Source organism: Vagococcus sp. QWL-13 (assembly GCF_058683555.1).
In genome coordinates this window covers 1801136-1823361 of record NZ_CM178746.1, presented here as the reverse complement: position 1 = coordinate 1823361, position 22226 = coordinate 1801136, and the positions used below count along the sequence as shown (strand labels likewise).

The following is a 22226-nucleotide window of genomic DNA, read 5'->3' as shown; positions in this document are numbered from 1 at the left end:
ATGACGGACATACCAGAAATTGAAGATGTACCAGTAGTTGGCGAATATCAATATGGATTTCGCGATGATGTGAAGCCGGTCTATAGTACTGGTGAGGGATTGACAGAAGAAGTTATCAGAGAAATCTCCCGGGTGAAAGAAGAACCGGAATGGATGTTGGACTTCCGGCTGAAATCTTTTGCAGCCTATAAAAAAATGCCTATGCAGACATGGGGACCAGATCTTTCTGATTTAGATTTTGATGAGTTGACTTACTATAAAAAATCAAGTGATGAACCAGTTAGGGACTGGGAAGATGTGCCTGAAAAAATCAAAGAAACTTTTGAGCGTCTGGGAATTCCAGAAGCAGAGCAAAAATATTTGGCTGGTGCTTCCGCCCAGTATGAATCAGAAGTTGTCTATCATAATATGAAAGAAGAATTTCAAAAATTAGGCATCGTGTTTACCGACACGGATTCTGCTTTAAAAGAATACCCTGAACTGTTTAAACAATACTTTGCAAAATTAGTTCCGCCAACTGACAACAAACTTGCGGCGCTAAATTCAGCGGTATGGTCAGGGGGAACCTTTATTTACGTGCCAAAGGGAGTAAAAGCAGATGTTCCTCTCCAAACATATTTCCGGATTAATGACGAAAATATGGGACAGTTTGAGCGTACGCTGATCATCGTTGATGAAGGAGCCAGTGTTCACTATGTGGAAGGGTGTACCGCACCAACTTACTCTTCTAACAGTCTGCACGCGGCTATCGTGGAAATCTTCACCTTAAAAGATGCTTATTGTCGATATACGACCATCCAAAACTGGTCTGACAATGTCTACAATTTAGTAACGAAACGTGCCAAAGCAATGGAAGGCGGAACCGTGGAGTGGATCGATGGAAACTTGGGTGCCAAGACTACGATGAAATACCCAAGTGTGTATTTGGATGGAAAAGGTGCACGAGGCACCATGTTGTCAGTGGCGTTTGCTAATGAAGGGCAGATTCAGGATACTGGTGCAAAAATGATTCACAATGCGCCTAATACTTCCAGCTCTATCGTTTCCAAGTCGATCGCTAAAGGCGGCGGGGAAGTCAACTACCGCGGACAGGTTACCTTTGGAAAAAATAGTGCAGGCTCTATTTCACACATTGAATGTGACACGATTATCATGGATGGATTATCTAAGAGTGATACGATTCCATTTAATGAAATCCACAACAGCCAAGTTGCTTTGGAGCACGAGGCCAAAGTATCAAAAATTTCAGAAGAGCAGCTTTATTATTTGATGAGCCGAGGCTTGTCGGAAGAAGAAGCGACTGAAATGATTGTGATGGGCTTTGTCGAGCCGTTCACGAAAGAATTGCCGATGGAATATGCGGTAGAGTTGAATCGATTGATAAGTTACGAGATGGAAGGCAGTGTGGGATAAACCTTTTATAGGAGCTAGAACCCTTGATAGATAAGGATTCTAGCTTTTTTATTTTACCTTGATATTTGAAATGACCAGCTTTTGACCAGCTTTTTTACTGATGAGCCATCATATCAGCAAAATTTTGGGGAGTGTACAATATTTTGTGTAAGTTCCAAAATGGTATAATGAAAAAAATCATCTAGGAGGAATACACCAATGAGTATGCTCTCAAAAGATCAAATAAAAAAATGACCTAACATTACGATATAAAAACGACTGATGATATAAAAAATGCGTTCAAAGATATGTTTGGGGAAACAATCCAAGAAATTATGGAAGCAGAACTAGATACACATCTGGGGTATGAAAAGAACTTCAAAGAAAATAAAGCGACAGAAAACAGACGCAATGGAACGAGTTCTAAGACCTTACGGTCAACAGAATATGGCAAGGTGCCATTAGCTATTCCACGTGATCGAAACGGTGAATTTGAGCCTCTAATTATTAAGAAAAATCAAACCTCCTTAACAGGATTAGAAGATCAAATTGTCTCCATGTATGCTAAAGGATTGAGCACGCGAGATATCGAAGAACATTTTAATGATTTATACGGTGCGGAAGTCTCTCCTACGCTTATTTCAAATGTCACCAATAAGATCTTGCCTTTGGTAAAAGAGTGGCAAAATCGACCATTAGAAGCGCTGTATCCGATTATCTTTATGGATGCGATTCATTTTAAGGTGAGACATGAAGGTCGGATCCAGTCAAAAGTAGCTTATGTTGTTCTAGGTGTAACGATTGAAGGCTATAAAGATGTATTAGGTATTTGGATTGGTGAATCTGAATCTTCCAAGTTCTGGTTAAGGGCCTTAAATGAATTGAAAAATTGTGGTGTCCAGGATATTCTCATTGCTTGCACAGATAACTTAAGTGGTTTTAGCGAAGCCATTGAGGCTACGTTCCCACAAACAGAGATTCAAAAGTGTATCGTTCATCAAATCCGTAGCAGTATTCGTTTTGTCGGGTATAAAGATTTGAGGTCGGTAACGGCTGACTTAAAACCAATCTATAAGGCGGCTACGGAAGAATTAGCGTCAGAAGCACTCAACAAATTTGATGAAAAATGGGGCGAGAAATATCCCATTATCACGAAAAGTTGGATGGACAACTGGACGGAATTGGCAACTTTTTTCAAGTACCCAGCAGAATTACGACGCATTATTTACACCACTAACATGATCAGTTTATAATACCAAGAAGATGATAGGATGGCAGACCCCACCCCGTTGTTTTTTGACCCAATAGAGGATACCTTTATATGAGCATACATGGCTCACATGGGGTATTCTTTTTTTTCGTTTTGTAAAAGGATAAAGAATTTTGGTATCTGAAACCTATCTGAAACAACGTGATACAGATATTGATACAACAGTGTTTTAGCGCTTCAGATACAGGTGAAACAAAATATATTTTTCGGTCTGAAATAGTTGAACTGTCCTACAAAGAAGTGGGAGATATGTACTTGAAACAGACCTACAAATATTTCAGGTACATTATTCAAGAATTGCCAATAATTTAATTTTACTTTTAGATAAGTGGGGGAGTATGGTACAATTACATTTGAGTACAAAATGTCTGGTAGGTGAAAATTCGATGTTTGGGAAACTTGTTAGTTCTTTTTTTGATAACAAACAATCAGTATTTTTGAGTCATAACTCTGTAGATAGACAATATGGTAACGCTCTTAGGAATTTAATGGTTTCTATTGGGATTACTAATTCAGATATAGTATATACTTCGCATGAGAAAAACAAAATCCCTCTAGGGGAGAATATTTATAATTATTTGGGTAACAGAATCGAGAAAAGTAACATTGTTTTATTTTTACTTTCAGAAGATTATTTTAAGAGTGTTGTTTGTCTTAATGAAATGGGTGCCTCATGGGTTACAAAAAATGAGTATTATTTGTTTTTTATACCGGGATTCGATAGAAATTCCAAAGAGTTTATGGACTGTTGTATAAATCAGAAAAAAATGGGAATAATCTTAAATGGAGCCAATAATTGTAGACAAGGGTTACGAGAATTTGTCAAAGATTTATCATCAAAGATGAAATTAGATGTAACTGATGATGTTTTATATGATGAAGTTGATGTGTGTTGCGAGCACTTAAGAAAACTAAGTCCGTCAAGTTCTACATACGTAGCAACAATAACAGATATTATTAAATACACAGATTACATTTTTTGTAAGATTGATATCTTGATTCCTATTGGTGAAAGATTTCATGAAGAAGAGAGTCATTGGTTGCAATTGTACTATAAATTTATTCCTATTGCTCAGGAAATAAGTATTGGAGACAGGGTAAAGTTTAAAGTGAAATCCGTAACGAATTTTGAAAATGAAAAATATGGAAATCATAATTTTAGAAATGTTTATGTGTATCCAGATTTTATAAAAATAATTTGAATGGAGAGATACAAATATGCCATATTTAAAAAATTACAGATTATTGATTAGTCATTCATGGACTTATGCGAGTCATTATGGCAAAGTTAAAGGCTGGCTTGACGATAGCCCATACTTTAAATGGTCTAATCATTCGGTCTCTGCTGATAATCCATTTGATTCTTCGACTGATAAAGAATTAAAAGAAAAATTGACAAGACAAATTAATGGTTGTAGTGCAGTTATAGTAGTTGCGGGTATGTACACTAATTATAGTAAATGGATTGATTATGAAATTGATGAAGCGTTGCGATTAAACAAACCAATAATCGGATTAAAGCCTTGGGGAAGCGAAAAGACCCCCACTAAAATATCGAATAATGCAACTGTTCTAGTAGGTTGGAATTCATCTAGTTTAATTAATGCAGTTAGGAATTATGCTAATTAAGTGAATGGAGGAAAACATGAATGAAACAAAAAGTTTGTTTTGTAGCTATGGGGTTTGGGGAAAAGATGGATTACCAGAATTCAAAAAAAGTTGATTTAGATAAAATATACCTAAAAGTTATTAAGCCACTGTTTGAAGAGGAATTAACAGAGTATAAGTTAATCAGAGCTGATGAGATAGCAGGCTCGTCAATTATTGATGTAAGCATGTATGCCCTTCTATTGAATGCAGATTTGGTCATCGCTGATTTGACTACACTTAATGCAAATGCTATCTATGAATTAGGTGTAAGACACGCAGTTAGACCATTTTCAACAATTATTATGGTTCAAAAGGATAACAAAATTCCTTTTGACTTAGAGCATTCTAGATACCTGACGTATGAAGAGATTGGTGAAGAACTAGATATAGATGAGGCAAATGAGATTAAAAAATCTTTAAAGGAATTTGTCTTGTCAAGTAAAGGTGAGATAGTCGATAGTCCTCTATATACATACTTACCCAATACACAACCTCCAACAATTAGTGATGAGGAATATAATCGGTTTATAAAAACTGCAGAGGAAAGCAACGAAACTATAATTAACTTGTTAAATGAGGCAAAAGAATTTATGAAACAAGCTGATTTTAAGAGTGCGATAGTCAGTTGGAAAAAATTAAAGAAGGCTCTTCCAAATAATGAATATGTTGTTCAACAACTAGCATTATCAACATATAAATCTAAATTACCTAATGAAACAAAGGCATTGGAGAATGCGCTGGAATTAATTAAAGAATTGAATCCGGAAAAGTCATTAGATTTAGAGACCTTAGGTATTACAGGCGCTATTTATAAAAACTTATACAGGTTGAACAATAACTTTGATTACTTGGATGAAGCTGTAGAATACTACAACAAAGGCTATATCATCAAAAAAGATTACTACAACGGTGAGAATTATGCAAACTGCCTAGCGTTGAAAACCCAAAATAATAATATAACGGACGAAGTTAAAGGCTTCCTGATGTATGAAAGCAAAAAAGTTTATACTGATGTTATTTCTATAATTGAGAGTAGCTTGGAGAATGAAGAGGAAAACTATTGGATGTATGCGACACTCTCAGTTGCTTATTTCTATTTAGGAAACGAAAAAAAACACTTGGAATATCAAACAATTTTTTATAGCCGAACAGAAGCAGAGTGGGAGAAAGAGACTTACCAAAAAACTTTGGAAGAAATTAGTCTGATTAGAGAATAAGGAAAGATACAAAAAAGAGCTATCCGTTTCTGGTTAGCTCTGTGATATTGCTCCCAATAACATATCTAAATTGACCAGATTTTGACCATCTTAATTTGATAATCAATGATAATTACTGACTAATTAAACCACTATAAGTGTTCTTAATTGCTTGTTTTGATAACGAATGACAAAGTGAACTAATTAAATCGTATAAGCTGGACAATATTGGCATTTTGTACGAATATCCGGTCAATAAAGAGAAATAATAATTCAAACATTGAGAATGCCACTAATTTTGTGGGCATACAAATCAAACACCTCTCCGCCTGTTTTCATGGGTGGAGGGGTGTTTATCTTCCATTTCATCAAAAAAATTATTTTAACAAACCATCCCTAACTATTTTACCAGACAGAAGCTCTTTCTTCTGGTGCAAGATACATTTTGTCTCCTTTTTTAACATCAAAAGTAGTATAAAAATCTTCCAAATTAGATAATTGGACATTTGCTCTTAGTTTGTTAGGAGAATGGGTATCAATCAGTAATAATTGTTGTGTCATTTCAGGAGAAGACTTTTTGCGCCACATGGTTGCCCAACTGGTGAAAAACTCTTCCAAGTTTGAATTTTCTTCGTTTTTCAGCGATTCTAGTGCGATGGAAATTCCTGAAGAATCCGCAATATTTTCACTGACTGTCTGCTTGCCGTTGACTGTGCCGCCTTCAAATTCCATGCCGTCAAATTGTTCGACTACTTTTTGTGCTCTTTTCTCAAATTCTTTGTAATCTTCTTTTGTCCACCAATCGTGTAAATTTCCTTTTTCATCAAACTTTGCTCCATTAGTGTCAAAGGCATGGGATAGTTCATGTCCTATGACGGTTCCGATGCCGCCATAATTCTGGCTCTTGGAATGATCCACATGATAAACCGGTTTTTGCAAAATAGCTGCCGGGAAACAGATGGTATTGGCTTGAGGGTCATAGAAAGCATTAACCTCGTGGGCAGGTGTCTTCCATGCTTTCCGGTCAGGCGATTGGGAATATACTGAAAACTGATTTTCATTGATGGCTTTTCGAACCGTCTGCACGTTGTCGAAAGCACTCACGTCTGTATCAATGGTCAGATGCTCATAGTATGCAGGCAACTTATCAGGATATCCAATTTGAACGATTAGTGTGTCTAATTTTTTAAGCGCATTTTCTTTTGTCTTTTCTGATAGCCAATCAATGTTTTTTAAACGTTCTTCATATAGGGAAATCATATTTTCTGTCATTTGAATGACGTCCTTCTTGGCAGCATCACCCAAGTAAGTTTTTCCATAATACATCCCGATGGCATCTTTAAACAGATCGCTTGCGGTTTCATAAGACTTAGATTTAAAATCTTTTTCATAATCATCGGCATCATCTGGCACTGGTTCATCGGACCCCGCTTTTGCGATTTCTTCAGAGAGGAATTCGGAAGATTGAGATATCATGTCGATAGACATCCAGTCTTTGATAGCCGGCAAATTTTCCTCATTAACAATCAGGTGTAAATTTTTAGCAAAGTCAGGATTAAGGACAGTAATAGTCTCAGGTTTTACGCCGGTAATTTCTTCCATTGCTTGGGTCAAATCAACAGTCTTTATCACCGCGTTTAATTCAGAAATAGAATAGGGATTATACTGTCCTGCTATATCACTTGTTTCTTCAGTGGATTTAGCGGTTTCAGCAATTAGCCTATCAATTTTTAGATAGTTTTTAACCATGGCTGCCGCTTCTTGTTCTGTTTTTCCTACAGCAGTCAATAACTTCATGTAAGACTTTTCATGTTCCTTGAGTTCTTTCTGTCCTTCTTTGCTGCCTTCTTCGTAGTAACTCTTATCTGAGAGCAGGATGGAAGGGGCGTCAACAGCTATCAGGTGTTTTTCTGCATCATTCATATCGGTCATGATACTGATATGAATCGGTAAGGGAATTTCGCTAAGGGTAAATTCTCCGATAACATTGCTTAAGTCATCTAAAGTAGAAATATTTTCAATTTTTTCTAAATAAGGAAGCAGGGGAGCCATTCCGTCTTTGTTGCGTTTTTCCTTATCCAGCAACATTTTATAAAAATCTATAAACTGTATACTGCCAGGCGTTGTCGGTTCCAGTTTCCCCGAAATCATCTCATCAAAATCATTTTGCAGTGTGCCCGAAACATTTTTTTGAATCTCCGAGAATATGCTTGCCACGTCTTCTTTACTATCTATTGTTGTTTCTTCTAGCCATTTTCCATTAACATATTCATAAAAGTCGTCTTGCGGACGCACAGCTTCTCTATCCACTGTGTCACTATCAGTCGTACTTTCAGTTTGTGATGTTTTTCCGCATGCAGAAAAAAGAATAACAACCAAAAGTAATGAAGCCAATGATACAAATTTTTTTCTAAACATAAAATCCCTCCAAATTTTAATGGATACCTTATACGAACAAATGAACATATTCAACCAAAAGCGATTATATTCTATCATCGTCTTTTTTTAAAATAAAATGCCTAGTATTGTGATTTTTGAATAGACAGTTGGCAAACTAGAGCAACTTAGTTACATTTTTTTCATTTTTGTCAACAATGAATCGAACTAAATATAACTTCTTATTCGCTATCTGTCAGATGTTTTTTTTATGAAATTTCCGGAACTTGCGGAATACTTTTTCCAAGGTGTAAAGTAATTTCCGTTTTGATTAAAGCCATTTTGAAGATAAGTGAACAATCGAAAAATAGTTTATTTTCACCTAGATATTGGACTGATAAAAACTATTCAGCAACTCAAAAAAACTCTTACGCAGAATGCGAACGTAAGAGTCGGTCAATTAAAAATAAACATTTGCATCTGGATTTTCTTCCTTGTATTCCCATTTAACAAGAATTTCCCTAATGTCCTGTGTTGTTTCCAGTACATCCGCAGAGTTATTTTTTTGCAAGTCAGTGTTGTTTTCGATTGAGTTTAAGGTTTCATTCATCTCACGAAGTCTTTCGTCAATTGACCTTAGCAGCTCAACAATAGTGTCATCCATATTGAAAACCTCCTGTGATTTGATAACTCTATTGTATAACTTTTTTTAAATAAAATGAAATGATTGTATCAAACATGAAAAATTTTAACATTTTCTTCCCGGAAAGTTCTTTGTTGAAGGGGAGTACAGCATATCTATTCATTAGAGAAAGTCTAGTAATTTTTTGTCTGTGACTCCATAGCAGATTTTGCAAAAAAGCTGAACTAATTAGGACCTACGACTAGTGTCTGATGATTTCTGCACGGTTGTCGCAGATTCATCAGTTTTTTATTTATGGTTAGAGAATAATATATTGTATTCGTATCCTGTTTCCGCCTTTCCAGTAATGCTATCGGACGGTCAATATTTCCTAGGCAACATTTTGCTTGATTAGCTGTGACCATCTGACAAAAAACAAGACTTTCGTTGGATGTGGTTCCATGAGGTTGTTTATATAATAAAGAAAAAGGAATAATGGAGGTTAGACAATGAAAGATGGGGTGTCGATTCAACTTAGCTGGTGGGAAAGCATCATAGATTTATTAGAAGTAAATAGTTCTGCTTTGATAGGATTTGCGGTGATTGGTGTTATGATTTTTTGGGTAATTAAAAACGGATCTGTCAAAGAGGGGAAATTAAAATTTGTGGTCGTTTCAACAGCATTCTATTATTACCTTCTTATCACACTGACCAATGTTTTTGGTATTCCAAGTGTTGGCAGTCTGTCACGGATGTCGCAGCTGGGGGAACCGATAGTCAATCCAGCAATTGAATTGATGCCTTTTGCAGAGGGGTTCAGTCTGAGCTTCTTATTAAATATTCTTGCCTTTATACCCATAGGTTTTCTCGTGCCGCTCATAAGTCCCGCATTTAAAACCGTTAAAAACACTTTTTTATTAGGGGCAATGTTTTCTTTGAGTATTGAAATCAGCCAGATTTTTACACTATATCGAGCAACAGATATCAATGACCTTTTGACTAATCTTTTAGGAACATTGATTGGCTATTATTGCTTTACATTTTTCAACAATCTTTTTTTAAAAGAGAAGGGTGCCCTTGAGAGAGCAAGCAATGACAAAACGAAGTATCTGCCTCCAGCGATTCTCTTAGTCAGTTTTCTGACGGTTTTTTTAGGGAACTGACGGTCGTTGGACCTGAAGTAGCTAAACAGAGACCGGGAGATGTTTCTTTTACCATAAATTTATTGCTCTGATGTTCAAAATACCGCCGATAGATGAATGAGATTATTCTCATGACTATGGGTGGGCAACCGGTCTGCCGGATATTTTTTTAAGTTACTTTGATGGCGTCTCGGGGAGTTTTTCAATGTCTTCCCACGAAATCAAAAGTCTCGATATGTCTTCAATAGAAGGAAATGCCAGTGGATCTTCCATCATTCTAACGGCTTTTCTTTCTTTTTTTAAATCCATGATATAAATGTTTTTTCCAACGTTTGACTCATATCCATGAAAAACATTCTCCCTGTCACTCCGGATAAGGATTTGACTTTCTTTATTCCCTCCCAATAATTTATACTCTCCTCGTACCATAACTTGAATGCTTTGATCGCGGGCTACATTTTTCCATCCGCTGATTTTGTTTAAATGAACGAAAGGTTTATCTGTTTTGAAGTGAATAGTCGTTTCCACATCCGCTGGCAACGTAATGACATCATCACTCCAAGGGAGGGAAACTTTTTTTTCAGGAAGGATTCTTTTTTCGATGTTAGTCACAGTGATGTCATCATATTCCAAGAACGCACCATCCACGTATACTATAAAAGCGATGATCGACAGTAAGCTGATGATGGCAATCGTCAACAAAGCCAGTAAAGTTTTAAATATTTTTTTCTTTGCAGTGTCAAAGGTCAATTCTTTCACAATGTCTTCATCATCTTTTAAAAGTTCATCTAAAGAAAGATTGAAACGTTCGCTCAATTTGACAACTTGTTCCAAATCAGGATAACTTTTCCCATTTTCCCATTTTGAGATAAGTTGTCGTGAGACGAATAATTCTTTAGCCAAATCTTCTTGGGTTAGTTTTAATTCCGTTCTTTTTTGCTTGATTATTTTTCCGATATCCATTCATATCTCCTTTTAACAACTATTGGTCATAGTGCTGAAATCCTTGTAATGACGGGGATGCAACAAAACGTGACAGGAGAAAAAAAGAATTTATTTCTTTCGTCACCATTTGTATCGCCCATTTTTTTTAGAGTCATTTTTTGTTTCTTTATTTTTCTGCGGATGATTTATACCATGTGATTTAGCAGAAAGGAGTTTCTATGAATCACTCACAATCATCCAATAACACACTCATCAGTATTATACAATATGTTGCTTCGGTTTTGATTATTCTTGTCCATTGCGGCAGACTTTTCCAGCACGATGTCCTTCACTTTATTGTGAAAAGCATGCTGTGTCGGACAGCTGTTCCTTTTTTCCTGATTACCACCGGATACTTTCTTTACCAAAAAAAGATTCAGTCGCCTAATTATCAGGAAAGGTATGTTCAGCGTTTGCTGAAGCAATATTTGCTTTGGAGTATTATTTATTTACCATTCGCTGTGTCATTTTTACGCCAGCAAAATTTGCCTTTTATTTATTTTTTGGTTGGCTTGGCCGGTGCTTTTCTGTATATCGGCACTTGTTACCATCTTTGGTATTTTCCGGGATTATTGGCAGGGCTTTGGCTTGTCAATCAACTGGACAGACAAAAAAAGATTTTGTTGACCTTTGGCTTATTGCTGCTGCTTTATAGTTTCGGAGCAGTGGAGACCTATTCTGCTTACATGGAAAACACACTAATCGGCAATCTTTACTTTTCCTATCGCCAAGTGTTTTTCACGACTAGAAACGGTTTGTTTTATTCTCCAATATTTATCTGGTCAGGATTTATTTTAGCACAGAATAGTCATCGGTCAATTTTCAGGAAGAATTTGCCGGTGAAACTGAGTTTAAGTCTATTACTTTTTTGTCTGGAAGGCTGGTTTGTGTTTCAAAATCAAGGGGATGATAAAAATTTCTTTTTCAGCCTGATTCCATTTTCTTTATTTTTTCTGGCATTTATCTTGCAATCAAAACAGCCAAAATTTCACAAAAATCACTTCATAAGATTTTTAACCCAAAAAAACTTTTTATTACATCCAGCTTTTTTAGAATCAATCAAAGGAATCTCATCTATTTTTTTTAATGGGAAACAAATCACCGGCTTGTCTTTATTTTTTGCCACTTATGTGATTACCAGTCTTGCGGGTATCACTTTCTGGAAACTAAAAGCTGTGTTGTACCGCCACCCTTTGGAGGTGAGATAAAATGAGGTCATTTTGCAAGAAGCATCTCTCTTTATTTCCGATAATTATTTTGACTGCTTTTCTGTTTATTTTGCCGCAACTGTTGAGCAGACAGATGATTGTAGGTTCCGATGCGTTGTTTCATTTCAACAGGGTTTATGATGCTGGAATGCAAATCAAGGAACAAAATTTCCAATATTTTATTTCTCTTTACGGTTTTCAACAGTCAGCTAGGATCGTTCTTCCGTTCTATGGGCCCATGATGTCTTATTTGCACGGCGTGTTGTTTTTGCTGAGCCCGACTTGGTTTCACTATCAACTGTTATCAAACTTTATTTTGTATCTTTTGGCAGGCAGCAGCATGGCGTATCTATTGAAAAAAGTTAGGGTACCCATCAAATGGCAGAGTGTTTTGTCTTTACTCTTCATGATGACTTTCTCAGTCCAATATTGGATTCTCCGTCAAGGCTTTTCGGCTTGGGGCGGTGCTTTGCTGCCAGTTTGCCTGCTTCCCATTGTGGACATGATTGAAAAAAAGAAAATCAATAGGTTTTCCTTAGGACTTTTGACGGCACTGATGTTTCAAACCCATGTTTTTTCCAGCGTTCTGCTGGTGTTGACCTATTTGATTTTTTTCATGTATACTTTTTTTCACTCACCAGCAAAATTTCGTCTATTAAAAGAATTATTTTTTTCCATACTGCTATTTTTCCTTTTAACATTAAATGTCTGGAGTAGTTTCGGTGAGTTATATCGAGGACAAAAAATATTGCCCCCATTCATCAATTACTCAATGTATTTAAGTACGATTACTTGGCAAAGTGTTTATATGCTGGTGATGCCCTGTTCACTGCTGATTTTGCTGTTCGTTCAGTTTTATAGTTCTTGGCAGAAAAAACAGCACTTGCCAGAGATATCAAAAATACTGCTTTTCGCAGAAAGTTTCTTTTTGCTGTTATCCAGCAATTTGATTCCCTGGAAATTTTTAATAGACAAAGAAGTCGGAATTGCTAAAATTGTTCAATTTCCTTTCCGTTTCTTTATTCCAGCGACTGTTTTGCTGATTGTTAACTTTGGTATTTTGTTGAAGGAAGGACTAGTGCAAGAATTAAAAGCAGCGAAAGCGACAAAATGGTTGCTGCCCATCAGTTTGCTTCAGACTCTGATTTTAATCATAGTGATTCTTTCGTTCTGGCAAACAGAGGAGGATTATTTGCAGTCCGGGATACATGTCTTCGTTCACGAAGCTGACAACAGTCTTGTGAAATCATCTTTCTTTGATAAAAATAAACAAAGAGCATTACAGCTAGTGGAAAAAGCAACTCCAGACTACCTCCGGTTTACTACCATGAGGAGCAAAACAATTACCAATTGTATAAAAAAGGTATTATTGATAGAAACCAGCAAGTTGTCAAAGAAGTGAAAGGGAAGCCCCTGATAGTAAAGTGGCTGGGAGAAAAGAACTTGAATGTTACTGTGCCAATTATTAAATACAGGGGGACTAAGTTAGAGTTAAACGGGAGAAAGCTTTCGGAAGAAGAAATCAAGCTAAGCAGTTTGGGGATAATCAGCGTTACACAGCAAAAAGGAGAAAATCGGCTGAAAGTTTCTTACGAAGAAGGGGCTGTTTTCCAAATAGCGTTGTTAATAACGATTTTTTCTTGGCTGGGTTGTTTCTTAAAGATTTTTTCAAATTTTATGAAATAAAGGAGGAAACTGTTATCATTTTTTCTTACCTTGTCTATAGAACTTAGGTCTTTCTTTTAGTTGCGGAATGTTTTCTTTGCTAGTTTTTTATGGCATTTGTTGCAAATTCACAAAAATGAGAACATTCCTGCGAACTTTCCGGCATTATTTGTATCACGATTATGTTAAGAGAAGGAAAGCAGAAGTGTTTCCAACTAAGAAAACATTTTAACTTTTTATGAATATTTTACGTACCCTTATACATCAAGTTCAGTGTTTTGCGAAAATAAAGCCAAACAGGACCTTGCTAGTAAAAACGGCCCTTTTTTGCTATAATTTTGTTATAAGGGATAGACGGTTTATTGAACGTCTAGCGGCTGATTGTTTTAATATTAATAAAAACGCTTTCTTTTTCATCCTGTTTTTTTAAGGGTGCTGAACATTCCAAAATGACAGGATTGGATGTAGAGCAGATGTGCCGAGAGCGAAAATCTGATGAAACAATTTTCATATCCTTAACTTTCGGCAGAATTTACTTTGCATAGAAAAAATCGACTTGGTTAGCCATCGCTTGCGGTGGCTTTTTGTGTACACATGACATTTGTTTAGTTCAAGCAGCGAAAGGAGGAAGACCATGATTCGATTTGAAAATGTCGCAATGGCTTACGGAGATAACATAGTCATAAATAATTTTAATTTGGAAATAGAAGCCGGTCAGCTTGTGGTACTTGTGGGGCCATCCGGATGCGGCAAGACCACCACATTACAGCTTATCAATCGTCTGATAGATCCTACCGAAGGGACAATTTATCTCAATGGGGTAGACATACAAACGATCGATCCTGTGGAATTGCGCAGAGGTATCGGCTACGTCATTCAAGAAATTGGCTTGTTCCCGCACATGACGATTGAACAAAATATAGAAATCGTCCCTAAGCTTTTGGGATGGCCGAAAGAAAAGCGTGAGGCACGCACGCTTGAATTGCTGAAAATGGTAGAGATGGATGCCACTTATTTACATAGGTATCCGGCAGACCTTTCAGGAGGACAGCAGCAACGTATCGGTGTCTTGCGTGCCTTAGCAGTGGAGCCCCCAGTTATTTTGATGGATGAACCTTTTGGTGCCTTAGACCCGATTACTAGGGACAATCTGCAAGATGAAATCAAAAAATTGCAGAAGAAATTAAATAAGACAATCGTATTTGTCACTCACGACATGGATGAAGCGATAAAAATTGCTGACGTCATCGTATTGATGAAGAAAGGCACTATTGTGCAGGCGGCATCGCCAGATGAGTTGCTTTCAAATCCCAAAAATGAATTTGTTGCTGAATTTGTGGGGAAACACCGCTTTTATCTTAGCAGCGTGGAACGAGTCAAGGACGTAATGCGCAGTAAAGTCTTTAAAGTCAATGTAAATTCAGGTCTCGCCCAAAGTATCGCCTTGATGGAAAGTGAGCAGGTTTCGTCATTGCTGGTAGTAGACGATGAAGACCGCTTGCTAGGGTCTTTGGGTATTGAAGATATCATGAATAAAGTGCAGCCGGGGATTTCAGTGGTAGATTTACAGTTGAACAAGCTCCCGTCTATTCTGCCCGACGCGCCGGCAAAAGAAGCTTTTGACCTGATCACTGAACTGAATTTAGACGTTTTAGCAGTTGTAGACGAAGAAAACCATGTGTTGGGTGTCGTTACCAAAACAAGTATGGTCAAGTCTCTAGCACAAGTTGTTTGGGGAGGGAAACAAAATGACTAGTTTCTTTTCATTTTTATCCAGCAATAAAGAGATGATTTGGAAAGCATTGGGGGAGCATATCATGATCAGTCTGACGGCTGTGTTGCTCGGATTGGCGGTGGCGTTGCCCTCTGGTATTTTGCTCACGAGAAATAAAAAAATTGCAGCAGTTATTTTAGGGGTTTTTGGTGTGGTCAACACCATTCCCAGTTTAGTGCTTTTAGGGGTCGCCATGATTGTGCTCGGCCTGGGATTTGTTCCGGCCGTGGCAGTTTTGTTTTTATACTCGCTGTTGCCTATAATGCGCAATACCTACACAGGAATCCGTTCGATAAATCCGAAATATATCAAAACAGCATTAGGGATGGGAATGAACCGCCGCCAATTACTGATTAATGTTCAACTTCCTCTTGCTTTGCCCGCAATCATCACTGGCATACGCTTATCCAGCATTTATATTATCAGCTGGGCAACTCTTTCCGCCTTTATCGGTGCCGGCGGTTTAGGCGACCTGATCTGGTCAGGATTGCAAGCTTACAACTACGATATGATTTTTGCCGGCGCTTTGCCTGCTACCTTATTAGCCTTGTTGGTAAGTTTCTTACTGTCTGCGGCGGAAAACAAAGCTGTTCAGTTTAGCCGGGGCAGGAGAGGGGGGAAGACATGAATTTCTCAGCGATCGGAATTGCTCTCATGGAGCACTTGCAAATTGTTTTCACTGGTATTTTAGCTGGCTGTCTCGTTGGCATCCCAACTGGCTCTTTGTTGCGTGGACATAAAAAAATCGCAAAAATCGTTTTCGTAATTGTTGATATCATTCAGACGGTACCTACACTTGCCATGTTTACTTTTGTCATGCTGCTTTTTGGATTAAACAACTCTACTGTCATATTTTCTATTTTCTTATACTCTCTGTTTCCGATTGTCCGCAACACCTACACTGGTATCGTTGGCGTAGACCAGGGAGCTATTCGTGCCGGAAAAGGGATAGGCATGACGCAAATGCAAATATATTTCCGGGTGGAGCTGCCCCTTGCTTTCCCTGTCATCTTGTCGGGAATTCGTTTGGCGTTAGTTTCTGCTCTAGGTATTGCTACTACAGGAGTTTTGATAGGGGCAAGCGGTTTGGGCATGCCGATTTGGCGGGGGATACAAACGCGGAACATGATTATGATGCTATCTGGCGCTATACCGGTTTCTTTGCTGGCAGTATTATTTGATGTGCTGCTGTCAACGTTGGAAAAACGATTAAGTCGTTGATGACAAATGACTGTTTTTGTCAGGTTTACCCTTGAGGAGGAAGAAAAATGAAACCTATTAAAAAAGGACTGTTTTTAGGACTGATAGCCATGATTAGTATCATTTTATTCAGCAGCTGCGGCGGCAAAGAAGGAAAAGTGACGATTGCTTCAAAACAATTTACTGAGAATATCCTTTTGAGTGAAATGTATGCCCAGCTGATCGAAGCAAAAACAGAACTTAAAGTAGAGAGGAAACAAAATCTCGGCGGGACGTCCATTTGCTTTCCCGCAATGGAAAAAGGGGAAATAGATATCTATGTGGAATATTCAGGGACTGCTTATAACGAAATATTGAAACTGCCTGATAGCACAGGAATCAGCGCAGATGAAATTTATAATATTACTGTGAAAAAATTGAAAGACGACCATGAGATCACAATGTTTCAGCCTATCGGTATCAATAATACTTTTGCATTAGCTATGTTGAAGAGCAAAGCCGAAGAGATGGGCATCAAAAGTATGAGTGACTTGTCAGCACCTTCCGGGAGCTTGATATTCGGGGCTAATCATATTTTTTATACACGTGATGCAGACGGTTTTGACCCGATGATTGCCTTGTACGAGATGAATTTTAAAGAGGCGCTGAAAATGGACACGTCATTGTTGTACGATGCCATCGAACAAGAAAAAATAGATGTTATGGTAGTTTATGCAACAGATTCTTTACTGAAAAAATATGACATGGTTATCTTGGAAGACGACAAGGAACTTTTCCCGCCTTACCACGGTGCACCTATTTGCCGTGATCAAGTGCTTGAAGAAAATCCCGAATTGAAAGAAGTGTTAGACCTTTTAGAAGGCCGTATCAGTGATACTGAGATGCAAGAATTGGATTATGAAATAGATGTGGAAGGAAAAGAAGCAAAAGAAGTGGCTAAAAAGTTTCTGACCGACCAAGGACTCTTATAAAATTGTATGGGGAAAATGCCCCAACTTGTTAAGCAGCATAAATCTCCAGAATAAATAACGATGTTCTGGAGATTTTGTAATATAAATAAGAGAAAAAATCAAACAATCTCGTTGACAAATAAAAAAGAACGTCACATCGAAGCAGAAAAGGAAGCGAAAATTTCTGTTTCGATATGAGGTTCAGAGTCAGGATAAGAGTGAATCAAATGACTTTTTATGCGTGTGTAAAAGTCTATGTCTATATCTTAAATTGTTTTTGTAAGAAAATCAATAGTAATTGAGAAATATTCTCAATTAATTTTATTTTTGGTATTAACGCCAAAATTTTTTATGCTCTGCTTTGTCAACAATGTTGAAGTCAATCATTTTTTTGATCAATGTGTAGTCAATGTCTTGCACCCATTTAATCCTGATAATATTAGGAGTATGATCGTAGCCTGCTTCTTCGATTTCAGCGGCAAAATGATTAATCGTCACCGTTTCTGGAGAGATGGCAAAATGATTTTTGGAGAAACTAAAGCTGATGATAAAAGTGCCATGTGCGGTAAACATGGGCTGGTTCCATTTGATGACAGGAACCAATTCAGGAAACGACTGATGAATCCAAGAAAAAAGTTCGGTAATTTTTTCTCTGTGTGCTGGATGTTCAATCTGGCTGATAATCGTTTCAAACTCATTCATATAATTTCTCCTCCCTAAAAAGAATGATACTAAAGTAAAAAGAGATTGGGTCAGCAACGACAGTTCTGATTCGATGTGATTTTTCTTTAAATTTCTTTATAAACTTTAAGCCCCTGCTTCAATCCAAAATAAAATGCTCCAGATGTAATCAACAGCATAGGAATCGTAGTCAGAAGGTTTCTCGCAATTTGCTGGCCGTCCATATACCCGTCTTTATCAGGAAAAATCAGATAAGAAATTGCATGCCAAAAACTATTGAAATTGAACAAAAAAACGATGAATGAAATTATTGCCAATAACAACCAAAAAACAACCAAAAAATTTGTTTTTTTCATGTGAATCAACTCCTTCAATTTTTTCTATTATATCAAGCTCTGGGAAAACAAAACAGCGATATGTTTGGGAGAAATATTTTTTTGCAGTAACTTCAACATTTGAGTTAAAACTTAAAATTATATTATGTACGTTTGTTTTGACCATATTTGACCAAAAGAGTATACTAAAGTGGTCTAGAGATTTTAATGTCCTAATCCGCGATTGACAAAAAATTGACCAGCACTTTTCATCTAGATGATTTTTCATAACACCATGGAAAGTCAAGGTCAGTTTACGGCGGACATAAAATTAAACAGGAGGTAGCAATATGGCAGTAGAAAAAATGACAACCACAGTTCAAGAGGCCATCGCTGAAGCACAGCAAATTGCTATGCGGAGAAGAAATCAGGAAATCGATATTTCACATCTATGGAAAGCTTTAGTGCAGCCGGGAAATTTTGCCTATAATTTTTATAAAGATTCCGGCGTGGATTTAAATCGCTTTTCAAGTGAAATAGAGCAAGCCTTGGACCAGCTTTCTGTGGTGGAAGGCAATGTTCAGTATGGTCAAACGTTTAGTCAGAATTTGTTTTATCTTATTCAAGAAGCCGAGAAAATCCAAAGTGACTTTCATGATGATTATTTATCCACTGAGATTTTATTATTGGCACTTATGAAATTAAAAAACTATCGTTTGACAAAGTTTTTACTGACACAAAATATAACTTTTGATTCAATGAAAAAACAAATTGAAGAGATGCGGGGTGGAGAACGAGTGACTTCCCAAAATCAGGAGGAGCAGTATGAAGCTCTTGAAAAATACGGGATTGATTTAGTTAAACGGGTCCGAGAAGGGAAGCAGGATCCTGTTATCGGCAGGGATGAAGAAATCCGTAATGTCATCCGTATTTTATCACGAAAAACTAAAAATAATCCGGTACTGATTGGAGAACCTGGGGTAGGTAAAACAGCAATCATCGAAGGTTTGGCCCAGCGAATCGTCAGACGGGATGTGCCGGAAAACCTGAAAGATAAAACTATTTTTTCTTTGGATATGGGGGCACTGATCGCAGGAGCAAAATATCGTGGTGAATTTGAAGAACGTCTAAAGGCTGTATTGAAAGAAGTCAAAAAAAGCGACGGTCAAATTATTTTGTTTATCGACGAGATCCACAATATCGTCGGCGCAGGAAAAACAGAAGGCAGCATGGATGCCGGCAATTTGCTGAAACCGATGTTAGCTAGGGGCGAACTCCATTGTATCGGTGCGACGACCCTTGATGAGTATCGTGAGTATATGGAAAAGGACAAGGCACTGGAACGGCGGTTCCAACGAGTTTTAGTTCAAGAGCCGACCGTCGAAGACACCATCAGTATTTTGCGGGGGCTAAAGGAACGCTTTGAAATCCACCATGGAGTAAACATCAATGACAATGCTATTGTGGCGGCCGCTACCATGTCCAACCGTTACATTACCGACCGTTTTTTACCGGACAAAGCCATCGACTTGGTAGACGAAGCTTGTGCCTCTATCCGTGTGGAAATGAATTCTATGCCGACAGAGCTGGATCAGGTGACCCGACGGTTGATGCAGTTGGAAATCGAAGAAGCAGCATTAAAGAAGGAAACAGATGATGCTAGTAAGAAACGATTAGCTATTTTGCAGGAGGAGTTAGCCGAACTTCGGGAAGAAGCAAATGAGCTGAAAATGAAGTGGGAAACTGAAAAAGAAGAAGTCAATAAAATCAGCGAAAAACGCAGCGAACTTGAGACGGCACGTCGTCAGTTGGAAGAAGCAGAGAGCGATTATGATTTGGAAAAGGCTGCAGTATTACGTCATGGGACAGTGCCGCAACTGGAAAAAGAGTTAAAAGAGTTAGAAGGCAGAAACACTCAAATCAATGAACGTCTCATTCAGGAATCTGTCACGGAACATGAAATTGCCATGGTAGTCGAACGATTGACCGGTATTCCAGTTGCCCGTTTAGAAGAAGGAGAACGGGAAAAGATTTTACGATTGAACGAAACACTTCACAAACGTGTGATTGGACAAGATGAAGCTGTGGAAGCAGTGGCTGATGCCGTCATTCGTTCCCGGGCTGGATTGCAGGATCCTGACCGTCCTTTAGGTTCATTTCTATTTTTGGGACCTACAGGCGTAGGGAAAACAGAATTAGCCAAAGCGTTAGCAGAAAACTTGTTCGACTCTGAAGATCATATGGTGCGGATCGACATGAGCGAGTACATGGAAAAACACAGTGTCTCCCGTTTAGTCGGTGCCCCTCCGGGTTACATCGGCTACGAAGAAGGGGGACAATTGACGGAAGCAGTACGACGTATCCCTTATACTATCGTTCTTTTAGATGAAATCGAAAAAGCACATCCGGATGTATTCAATATTTTACTTCAGGTGCTGGATGACGGTCGCTTGACAGATAATAAAGGTCGCGTCGTTGATTTTAAAAATACTGTGTTAATCATGACAAGTAACCTAGGTTCACATATTCTCTTAGATGGTTTGACTCTTGAAGGAGAAATTTCTGAAGAGGCACAACGACAGGTGCAAGACTTGCTGCGCAGCCAGTTCAAGCCGGAATTTTTAAACCGGATTGACGATACGATTTTATTTAAACCGTTGACGCTGAATGATATGAAACGGATCATTGTGAAAATGACCAATGAACTAGGGGAAAAACTAGCAAATCAGGAAATGAAATTGGTGATTTCTGATGAAGCCGAGGAATGGATTGCTGAACGGGCTTATGAACCGGCATTTGGCGCGAGACCGCTGAAACGATTTCTAACGAAAGAAGTGGAAACGCCGTTGGCAAAAGAAATCGTAGCAGGTAAAGTTCAACCAAAACAACAAATAATAATTACCGTAGAAAATGACCGGTTAAGTTTCAACACTCAAGATTTAGAAACTGATTTTCAGATTGAACATTAATTCACATTATAACAGTTAATTAGGTTGCTCAGCTGCAGTTAACACGCTGCATTTGAGCAGCCTTTTTTTCAAAACCTTCGATACAGCCAATATTTAGAGAGGCTAATTATTATTAATGAGACCAAAATAATATTAATGTGTACCTTTTCACAATATTAGTGTTTTATTTTGGATAGTTTTTGCTATAATTAAAGAAAGGCACTAAAAGTGTTGAATTTTTTTATGTTCACGCTTTCTATAGTGAATGATTGATCAAAGAAGAAAGGAGGGATAAGAACAAATGAGTGTAACAGAAAAAGTATTTGATTTCATTGAAACGGAATCACAGTTCCAGGAATTTGAAGAATGTCTTGAAAATTTACAAGGTGTTCAAGGTGCACAAATGCCGGCATTGCAGGAAGCTCAAAGAATTTATGGCTATCTGCCGGTGGAAGTTTTAGAAAGAATATCCAAGAAATTAGATGTTCCTTTAGAAACACTTTACAGCACGGCTACGTTTTACTCTCAGTTTACTTTTGTGCCTAAGGGCAAGTATACCATCAGCGTGTGTATGGGAACTGCCTGCTATGTTAAAGGGGCCGGGGATATTTTAGATTCTTATGCAACAAGTCTGAACATAAAACCCGGGGAAACCACACCAGACCGTAAGTTCACATTGGAATCCGTTCGTTGTATCGGAGCATGTGGATTGGCACCAGTCATCACGGTCAATGAAGAGGTGTACGGCCGATTAACAAAGAAAAAAGGCGATAAAGTATTGGTTACTTATCAAAATCAAGAGTAACGCAAATACTAGACATAGTTGGCCGAAACTTTTGATTTAAAAGAGTCAG

Annotated in this window: 20 protein-coding genes; 15 read left to right on the top strand and 5 right to left on the bottom strand. The window is 37.8% G+C overall.

Features of this window, described 5'->3' with window-relative positions:
• From sufB to AC4PHI_RS08415, 5 genes are all read left to right on the top strand, one after another.
• Positions 1–1413 carry a Fe-S cluster assembly protein SufB gene (gene sufB, locus AC4PHI_RS08435; protein ID WP_492199474.1) on the top strand — a complete coding sequence of 471 codons (1413 nt, stop codon included), beginning with the start codon at positions 1–3 and terminating at the stop codon, positions 1411–1413.
• Positions 1414–1700: 287 nt separating this feature from the next.
• Entirely contained in the window at positions 1701–2645 is a 945-nt protein-coding gene (locus AC4PHI_RS08430; RefSeq protein WP_492199473.1) for an IS256 family transposase, read from the top strand.
• Positions 2646–3048: 403 nt separating this feature from the next.
• On the top strand, positions 3049–3864 hold the full coding sequence (locus AC4PHI_RS08425) for a toll/interleukin-1 receptor domain-containing protein (protein WP_492199472.1): 816 nt from the start codon (positions 3049–3051) through the stop codon (positions 3862–3864).
• Between the two features lie 16 nt (positions 3865–3880).
• A complete protein-coding gene (locus AC4PHI_RS08420; RefSeq protein ID WP_492199471.1) occupies positions 3881–4291 on the top strand; it encodes a TIR domain-containing protein in 411 nt (136 codons plus the stop codon).
• Positions 4292–4311: 20 nt separating this feature from the next.
• A complete protein-coding gene (locus AC4PHI_RS08415) occupies positions 4312–5529 on the top strand; it encodes a tetratricopeptide repeat-containing protein (protein WP_492199470.1) in 1218 nt (405 codons plus the stop codon).
• 384 nt (positions 5530–5913) lie between these two features.
• On the opposite strand, the gene AC4PHI_RS08410 is transcribed toward AC4PHI_RS08415, so the two are convergent.
• Together AC4PHI_RS08410 and AC4PHI_RS08405 are read right to left on the bottom strand one after the other, a co-directional pair.
• The gene (locus AC4PHI_RS08410; protein WP_492199469.1) at positions 5914–7926 is read right to left on the bottom strand and encodes a M13 family metallopeptidase; all 2013 of its coding nucleotides are present in this window, start codon (positions 7924–7926) and stop codon (positions 5914–5916) included.
• 418 nt (positions 7927–8344) lie between these two features.
• Complete coding sequence (locus tag AC4PHI_RS08405) at positions 8345–8548, bottom strand: hypothetical protein (protein WP_492199468.1); 204 nt, start codon at positions 8546–8548, stop codon at positions 8345–8347.
• Positions 8549–9015: 467 nt separating this feature from the next.
• Between AC4PHI_RS08405 and AC4PHI_RS08400 the strand changes: the two genes are divergently transcribed.
• Positions 9016–9669: a VanZ family protein gene (locus AC4PHI_RS08400; RefSeq protein ID WP_492199467.1), complete on the top strand. Its 654-nt coding sequence runs from the start codon at positions 9016–9018 to the stop codon at positions 9667–9669.
• A gap of 153 nt (positions 9670–9822) precedes the next feature.
• On the opposite strand, the gene AC4PHI_RS08395 is transcribed toward AC4PHI_RS08400, so the two are convergent.
• Positions 9823–10611: a helix-turn-helix domain-containing protein gene (locus AC4PHI_RS08395; protein ID WP_492199466.1), complete on the bottom strand. Its 789-nt coding sequence runs from the start codon at positions 10609–10611 to the stop codon at positions 9823–9825.
• A 200-nt stretch (positions 10612–10811) separates the two neighbouring features.
• Here AC4PHI_RS08395 and AC4PHI_RS08390 point away from each other — a divergent pair, with 200 nt between their 5' ends.
• The 7 genes from AC4PHI_RS08390 (at position 10812) to AC4PHI_RS08360 (ending at position 17450) form a co-directional block, all read left to right on the top strand.
• Positions 10812–11840: an acyltransferase family protein gene (locus tag AC4PHI_RS08390; protein WP_492199465.1), complete on the top strand. Its 1029-nt coding sequence runs from the start codon at positions 10812–10814 to the stop codon at positions 11838–11840.
• A 1-nt stretch (position 11841) separates the two neighbouring features.
• Positions 11842–13242 (top strand): hypothetical protein, encoded by a 1401-nt coding sequence (locus AC4PHI_RS08385; protein ID WP_492199464.1) that lies wholly within the window; start codon positions 11842–11844, stop codon positions 13240–13242.
• Positions 13191–13526: a hypothetical protein gene (locus AC4PHI_RS08380; protein WP_492199463.1), complete on the top strand. Its 336-nt coding sequence runs from the start codon at positions 13191–13193 to the stop codon at positions 13524–13526. The genes AC4PHI_RS08385 and AC4PHI_RS08380 overlap by 52 nt, the downstream gene beginning before the upstream one ends.
• Positions 13527–14139: 613 nt before the next feature.
• Complete coding sequence (locus AC4PHI_RS08375; protein ID WP_492199462.1) at positions 14140–15261, top strand: betaine/proline/choline family ABC transporter ATP-binding protein; 1122 nt, start codon at positions 14140–14142, stop codon at positions 15259–15261.
• The gene (locus AC4PHI_RS08370; RefSeq protein WP_492199461.1) at positions 15254–15907 is read left to right on the top strand and encodes an ABC transporter permease; all 654 of its coding nucleotides are present in this window, start codon (positions 15254–15256) and stop codon (positions 15905–15907) included. The genes AC4PHI_RS08375 and AC4PHI_RS08370 overlap by 8 nt, the downstream gene beginning before the upstream one ends.
• A complete protein-coding gene (locus AC4PHI_RS08365; RefSeq protein WP_492199460.1) occupies positions 15904–16500 on the top strand; it encodes an ABC transporter permease in 597 nt (198 codons plus the stop codon). The genes AC4PHI_RS08370 and AC4PHI_RS08365 overlap by 4 nt, the downstream gene beginning before the upstream one ends.
• A gap of 47 nt (positions 16501–16547) precedes the next feature.
• Positions 16548–17450, top strand: coding sequence for an ABC transporter substrate-binding protein (locus AC4PHI_RS08360; protein ID WP_492199459.1), 903 nt, complete (start codon positions 16548–16550; stop codon positions 17448–17450).
• A gap of 312 nt (positions 17451–17762) precedes the next feature.
• Here AC4PHI_RS08360 and AC4PHI_RS08355 read toward each other — a convergent pair whose 3' ends face one another.
• Both AC4PHI_RS08355 and AC4PHI_RS08350 read right to left on the bottom strand, forming a co-directional pair.
• Positions 17763–18131 (bottom strand): iron chaperone, encoded by a 369-nt coding sequence (locus tag AC4PHI_RS08355; protein WP_492199458.1) that lies wholly within the window; start codon positions 18129–18131, stop codon positions 17763–17765.
• A gap of 86 nt (positions 18132–18217) precedes the next feature.
• Positions 18218–18466, bottom strand: a complete 249-nt coding sequence (locus tag AC4PHI_RS08350) for a hypothetical protein (RefSeq protein WP_492199457.1) — start codon at positions 18464–18466, stop codon at positions 18218–18220.
• A 308-nt stretch (positions 18467–18774) separates the two neighbouring features.
• Here AC4PHI_RS08350 and clpB point away from each other — a divergent pair, with 308 nt between their 5' ends.
• Together clpB and AC4PHI_RS08340 are read left to right on the top strand one after the other, a co-directional pair.
• Positions 18775–21393 (top strand): ATP-dependent chaperone ClpB, encoded by a 2619-nt coding sequence (gene clpB, locus AC4PHI_RS08345; protein ID WP_492199456.1) that lies wholly within the window; start codon positions 18775–18777, stop codon positions 21391–21393.
• Positions 21394–21673: 280 nt separating this feature from the next.
• Complete coding sequence (locus tag AC4PHI_RS08340; RefSeq protein WP_492199455.1) at positions 21674–22177, top strand: NADH-quinone oxidoreductase subunit NuoE family protein; 504 nt, start codon at positions 21674–21676, stop codon at positions 22175–22177.
• The last annotated feature ends 49 nt before the right edge of the window (positions 22178–22226 follow it).

What these genes read in the sequence shown, in the direction of transcription:
- AC4PHI_RS08415 (WP_492199470.1), top strand. Translation starts at nt 4,312, where the DNA reads ATGAAACAAAAAGTTTGTTTTGTAGCTATGGGGTTTGGGGAAAAGATG.
- AC4PHI_RS08430 (WP_492199473.1), top strand. Translation starts at nt 1,701, where the DNA reads ATGTTTGGGGAAACAATCCAAGAAATTATGGAAGCAGAACTAGATACA.
- AC4PHI_RS08405 (WP_492199468.1), bottom strand. Translation starts at nt 8,548, where the DNA reads ATGGATGACACTATTGTTGAGCTGCTAAGGTCAATTGACGAAAGACTT.
- AC4PHI_RS08365 (WP_492199460.1), top strand. Translation starts at nt 15,904, where the DNA reads ATGAATTTCTCAGCGATCGGAATTGCTCTCATGGAGCACTTGCAAATT.
- AC4PHI_RS08385 (WP_492199464.1), top strand. Translation starts at nt 11,842, where the DNA reads ATGAGGTCATTTTGCAAGAAGCATCTCTCTTTATTTCCGATAATTATT.
- AC4PHI_RS08410 (WP_492199469.1), bottom strand. Translation starts at nt 7,926, where the DNA reads ATGTTTAGAAAAAAATTTGTATCATTGGCTTCATTACTTTTGGTTGTT.
- AC4PHI_RS08350 (WP_492199457.1), bottom strand. Translation starts at nt 18,466, where the DNA reads ATGAAAAAAACAAATTTTTTGGTTGTTTTTTGGTTGTTATTGGCAATA.
- AC4PHI_RS08375 (WP_492199462.1), top strand. Translation starts at nt 14,140, where the DNA reads ATGATTCGATTTGAAAATGTCGCAATGGCTTACGGAGATAACATAGTC.
- clpB (WP_492199456.1), top strand. Translation starts at nt 18,775, where the DNA reads ATGGCAGTAGAAAAAATGACAACCACAGTTCAAGAGGCCATCGCTGAA.
- AC4PHI_RS08395 (WP_492199466.1), bottom strand. Translation starts at nt 10,611, where the DNA reads ATGGATATCGGAAAAATAATCAAGCAAAAAAGAACGGAATTAAAACTA.
- AC4PHI_RS08425 (WP_492199472.1), top strand. Translation starts at nt 3,049, where the DNA reads ATGTTTGGGAAACTTGTTAGTTCTTTTTTTGATAACAAACAATCAGTA.
- AC4PHI_RS08355 (WP_492199458.1), bottom strand. Translation starts at nt 18,131, where the DNA reads ATGAATGAGTTTGAAACGATTATCAGCCAGATTGAACATCCAGCACAC.
- AC4PHI_RS08390 (WP_492199465.1), top strand. Translation starts at nt 10,812, where the DNA reads ATGAATCACTCACAATCATCCAATAACACACTCATCAGTATTATACAA.
- AC4PHI_RS08400 (WP_492199467.1), top strand. Translation starts at nt 9,016, where the DNA reads ATGAAAGATGGGGTGTCGATTCAACTTAGCTGGTGGGAAAGCATCATA.
- sufB (WP_492199474.1), top strand. Translation starts at nt 1, where the DNA reads ATGACGGACATACCAGAAATTGAAGATGTACCAGTAGTTGGCGAATAT.
- AC4PHI_RS08370 (WP_492199461.1), top strand. Translation starts at nt 15,254, where the DNA reads ATGACTAGTTTCTTTTCATTTTTATCCAGCAATAAAGAGATGATTTGG.
- AC4PHI_RS08360 (WP_492199459.1), top strand. Translation starts at nt 16,548, where the DNA reads ATGAAACCTATTAAAAAAGGACTGTTTTTAGGACTGATAGCCATGATT.
- AC4PHI_RS08420 (WP_492199471.1), top strand. Translation starts at nt 3,881, where the DNA reads ATGCCATATTTAAAAAATTACAGATTATTGATTAGTCATTCATGGACT.
- AC4PHI_RS08340 (WP_492199455.1), top strand. Translation starts at nt 21,674, where the DNA reads ATGAGTGTAACAGAAAAAGTATTTGATTTCATTGAAACGGAATCACAG.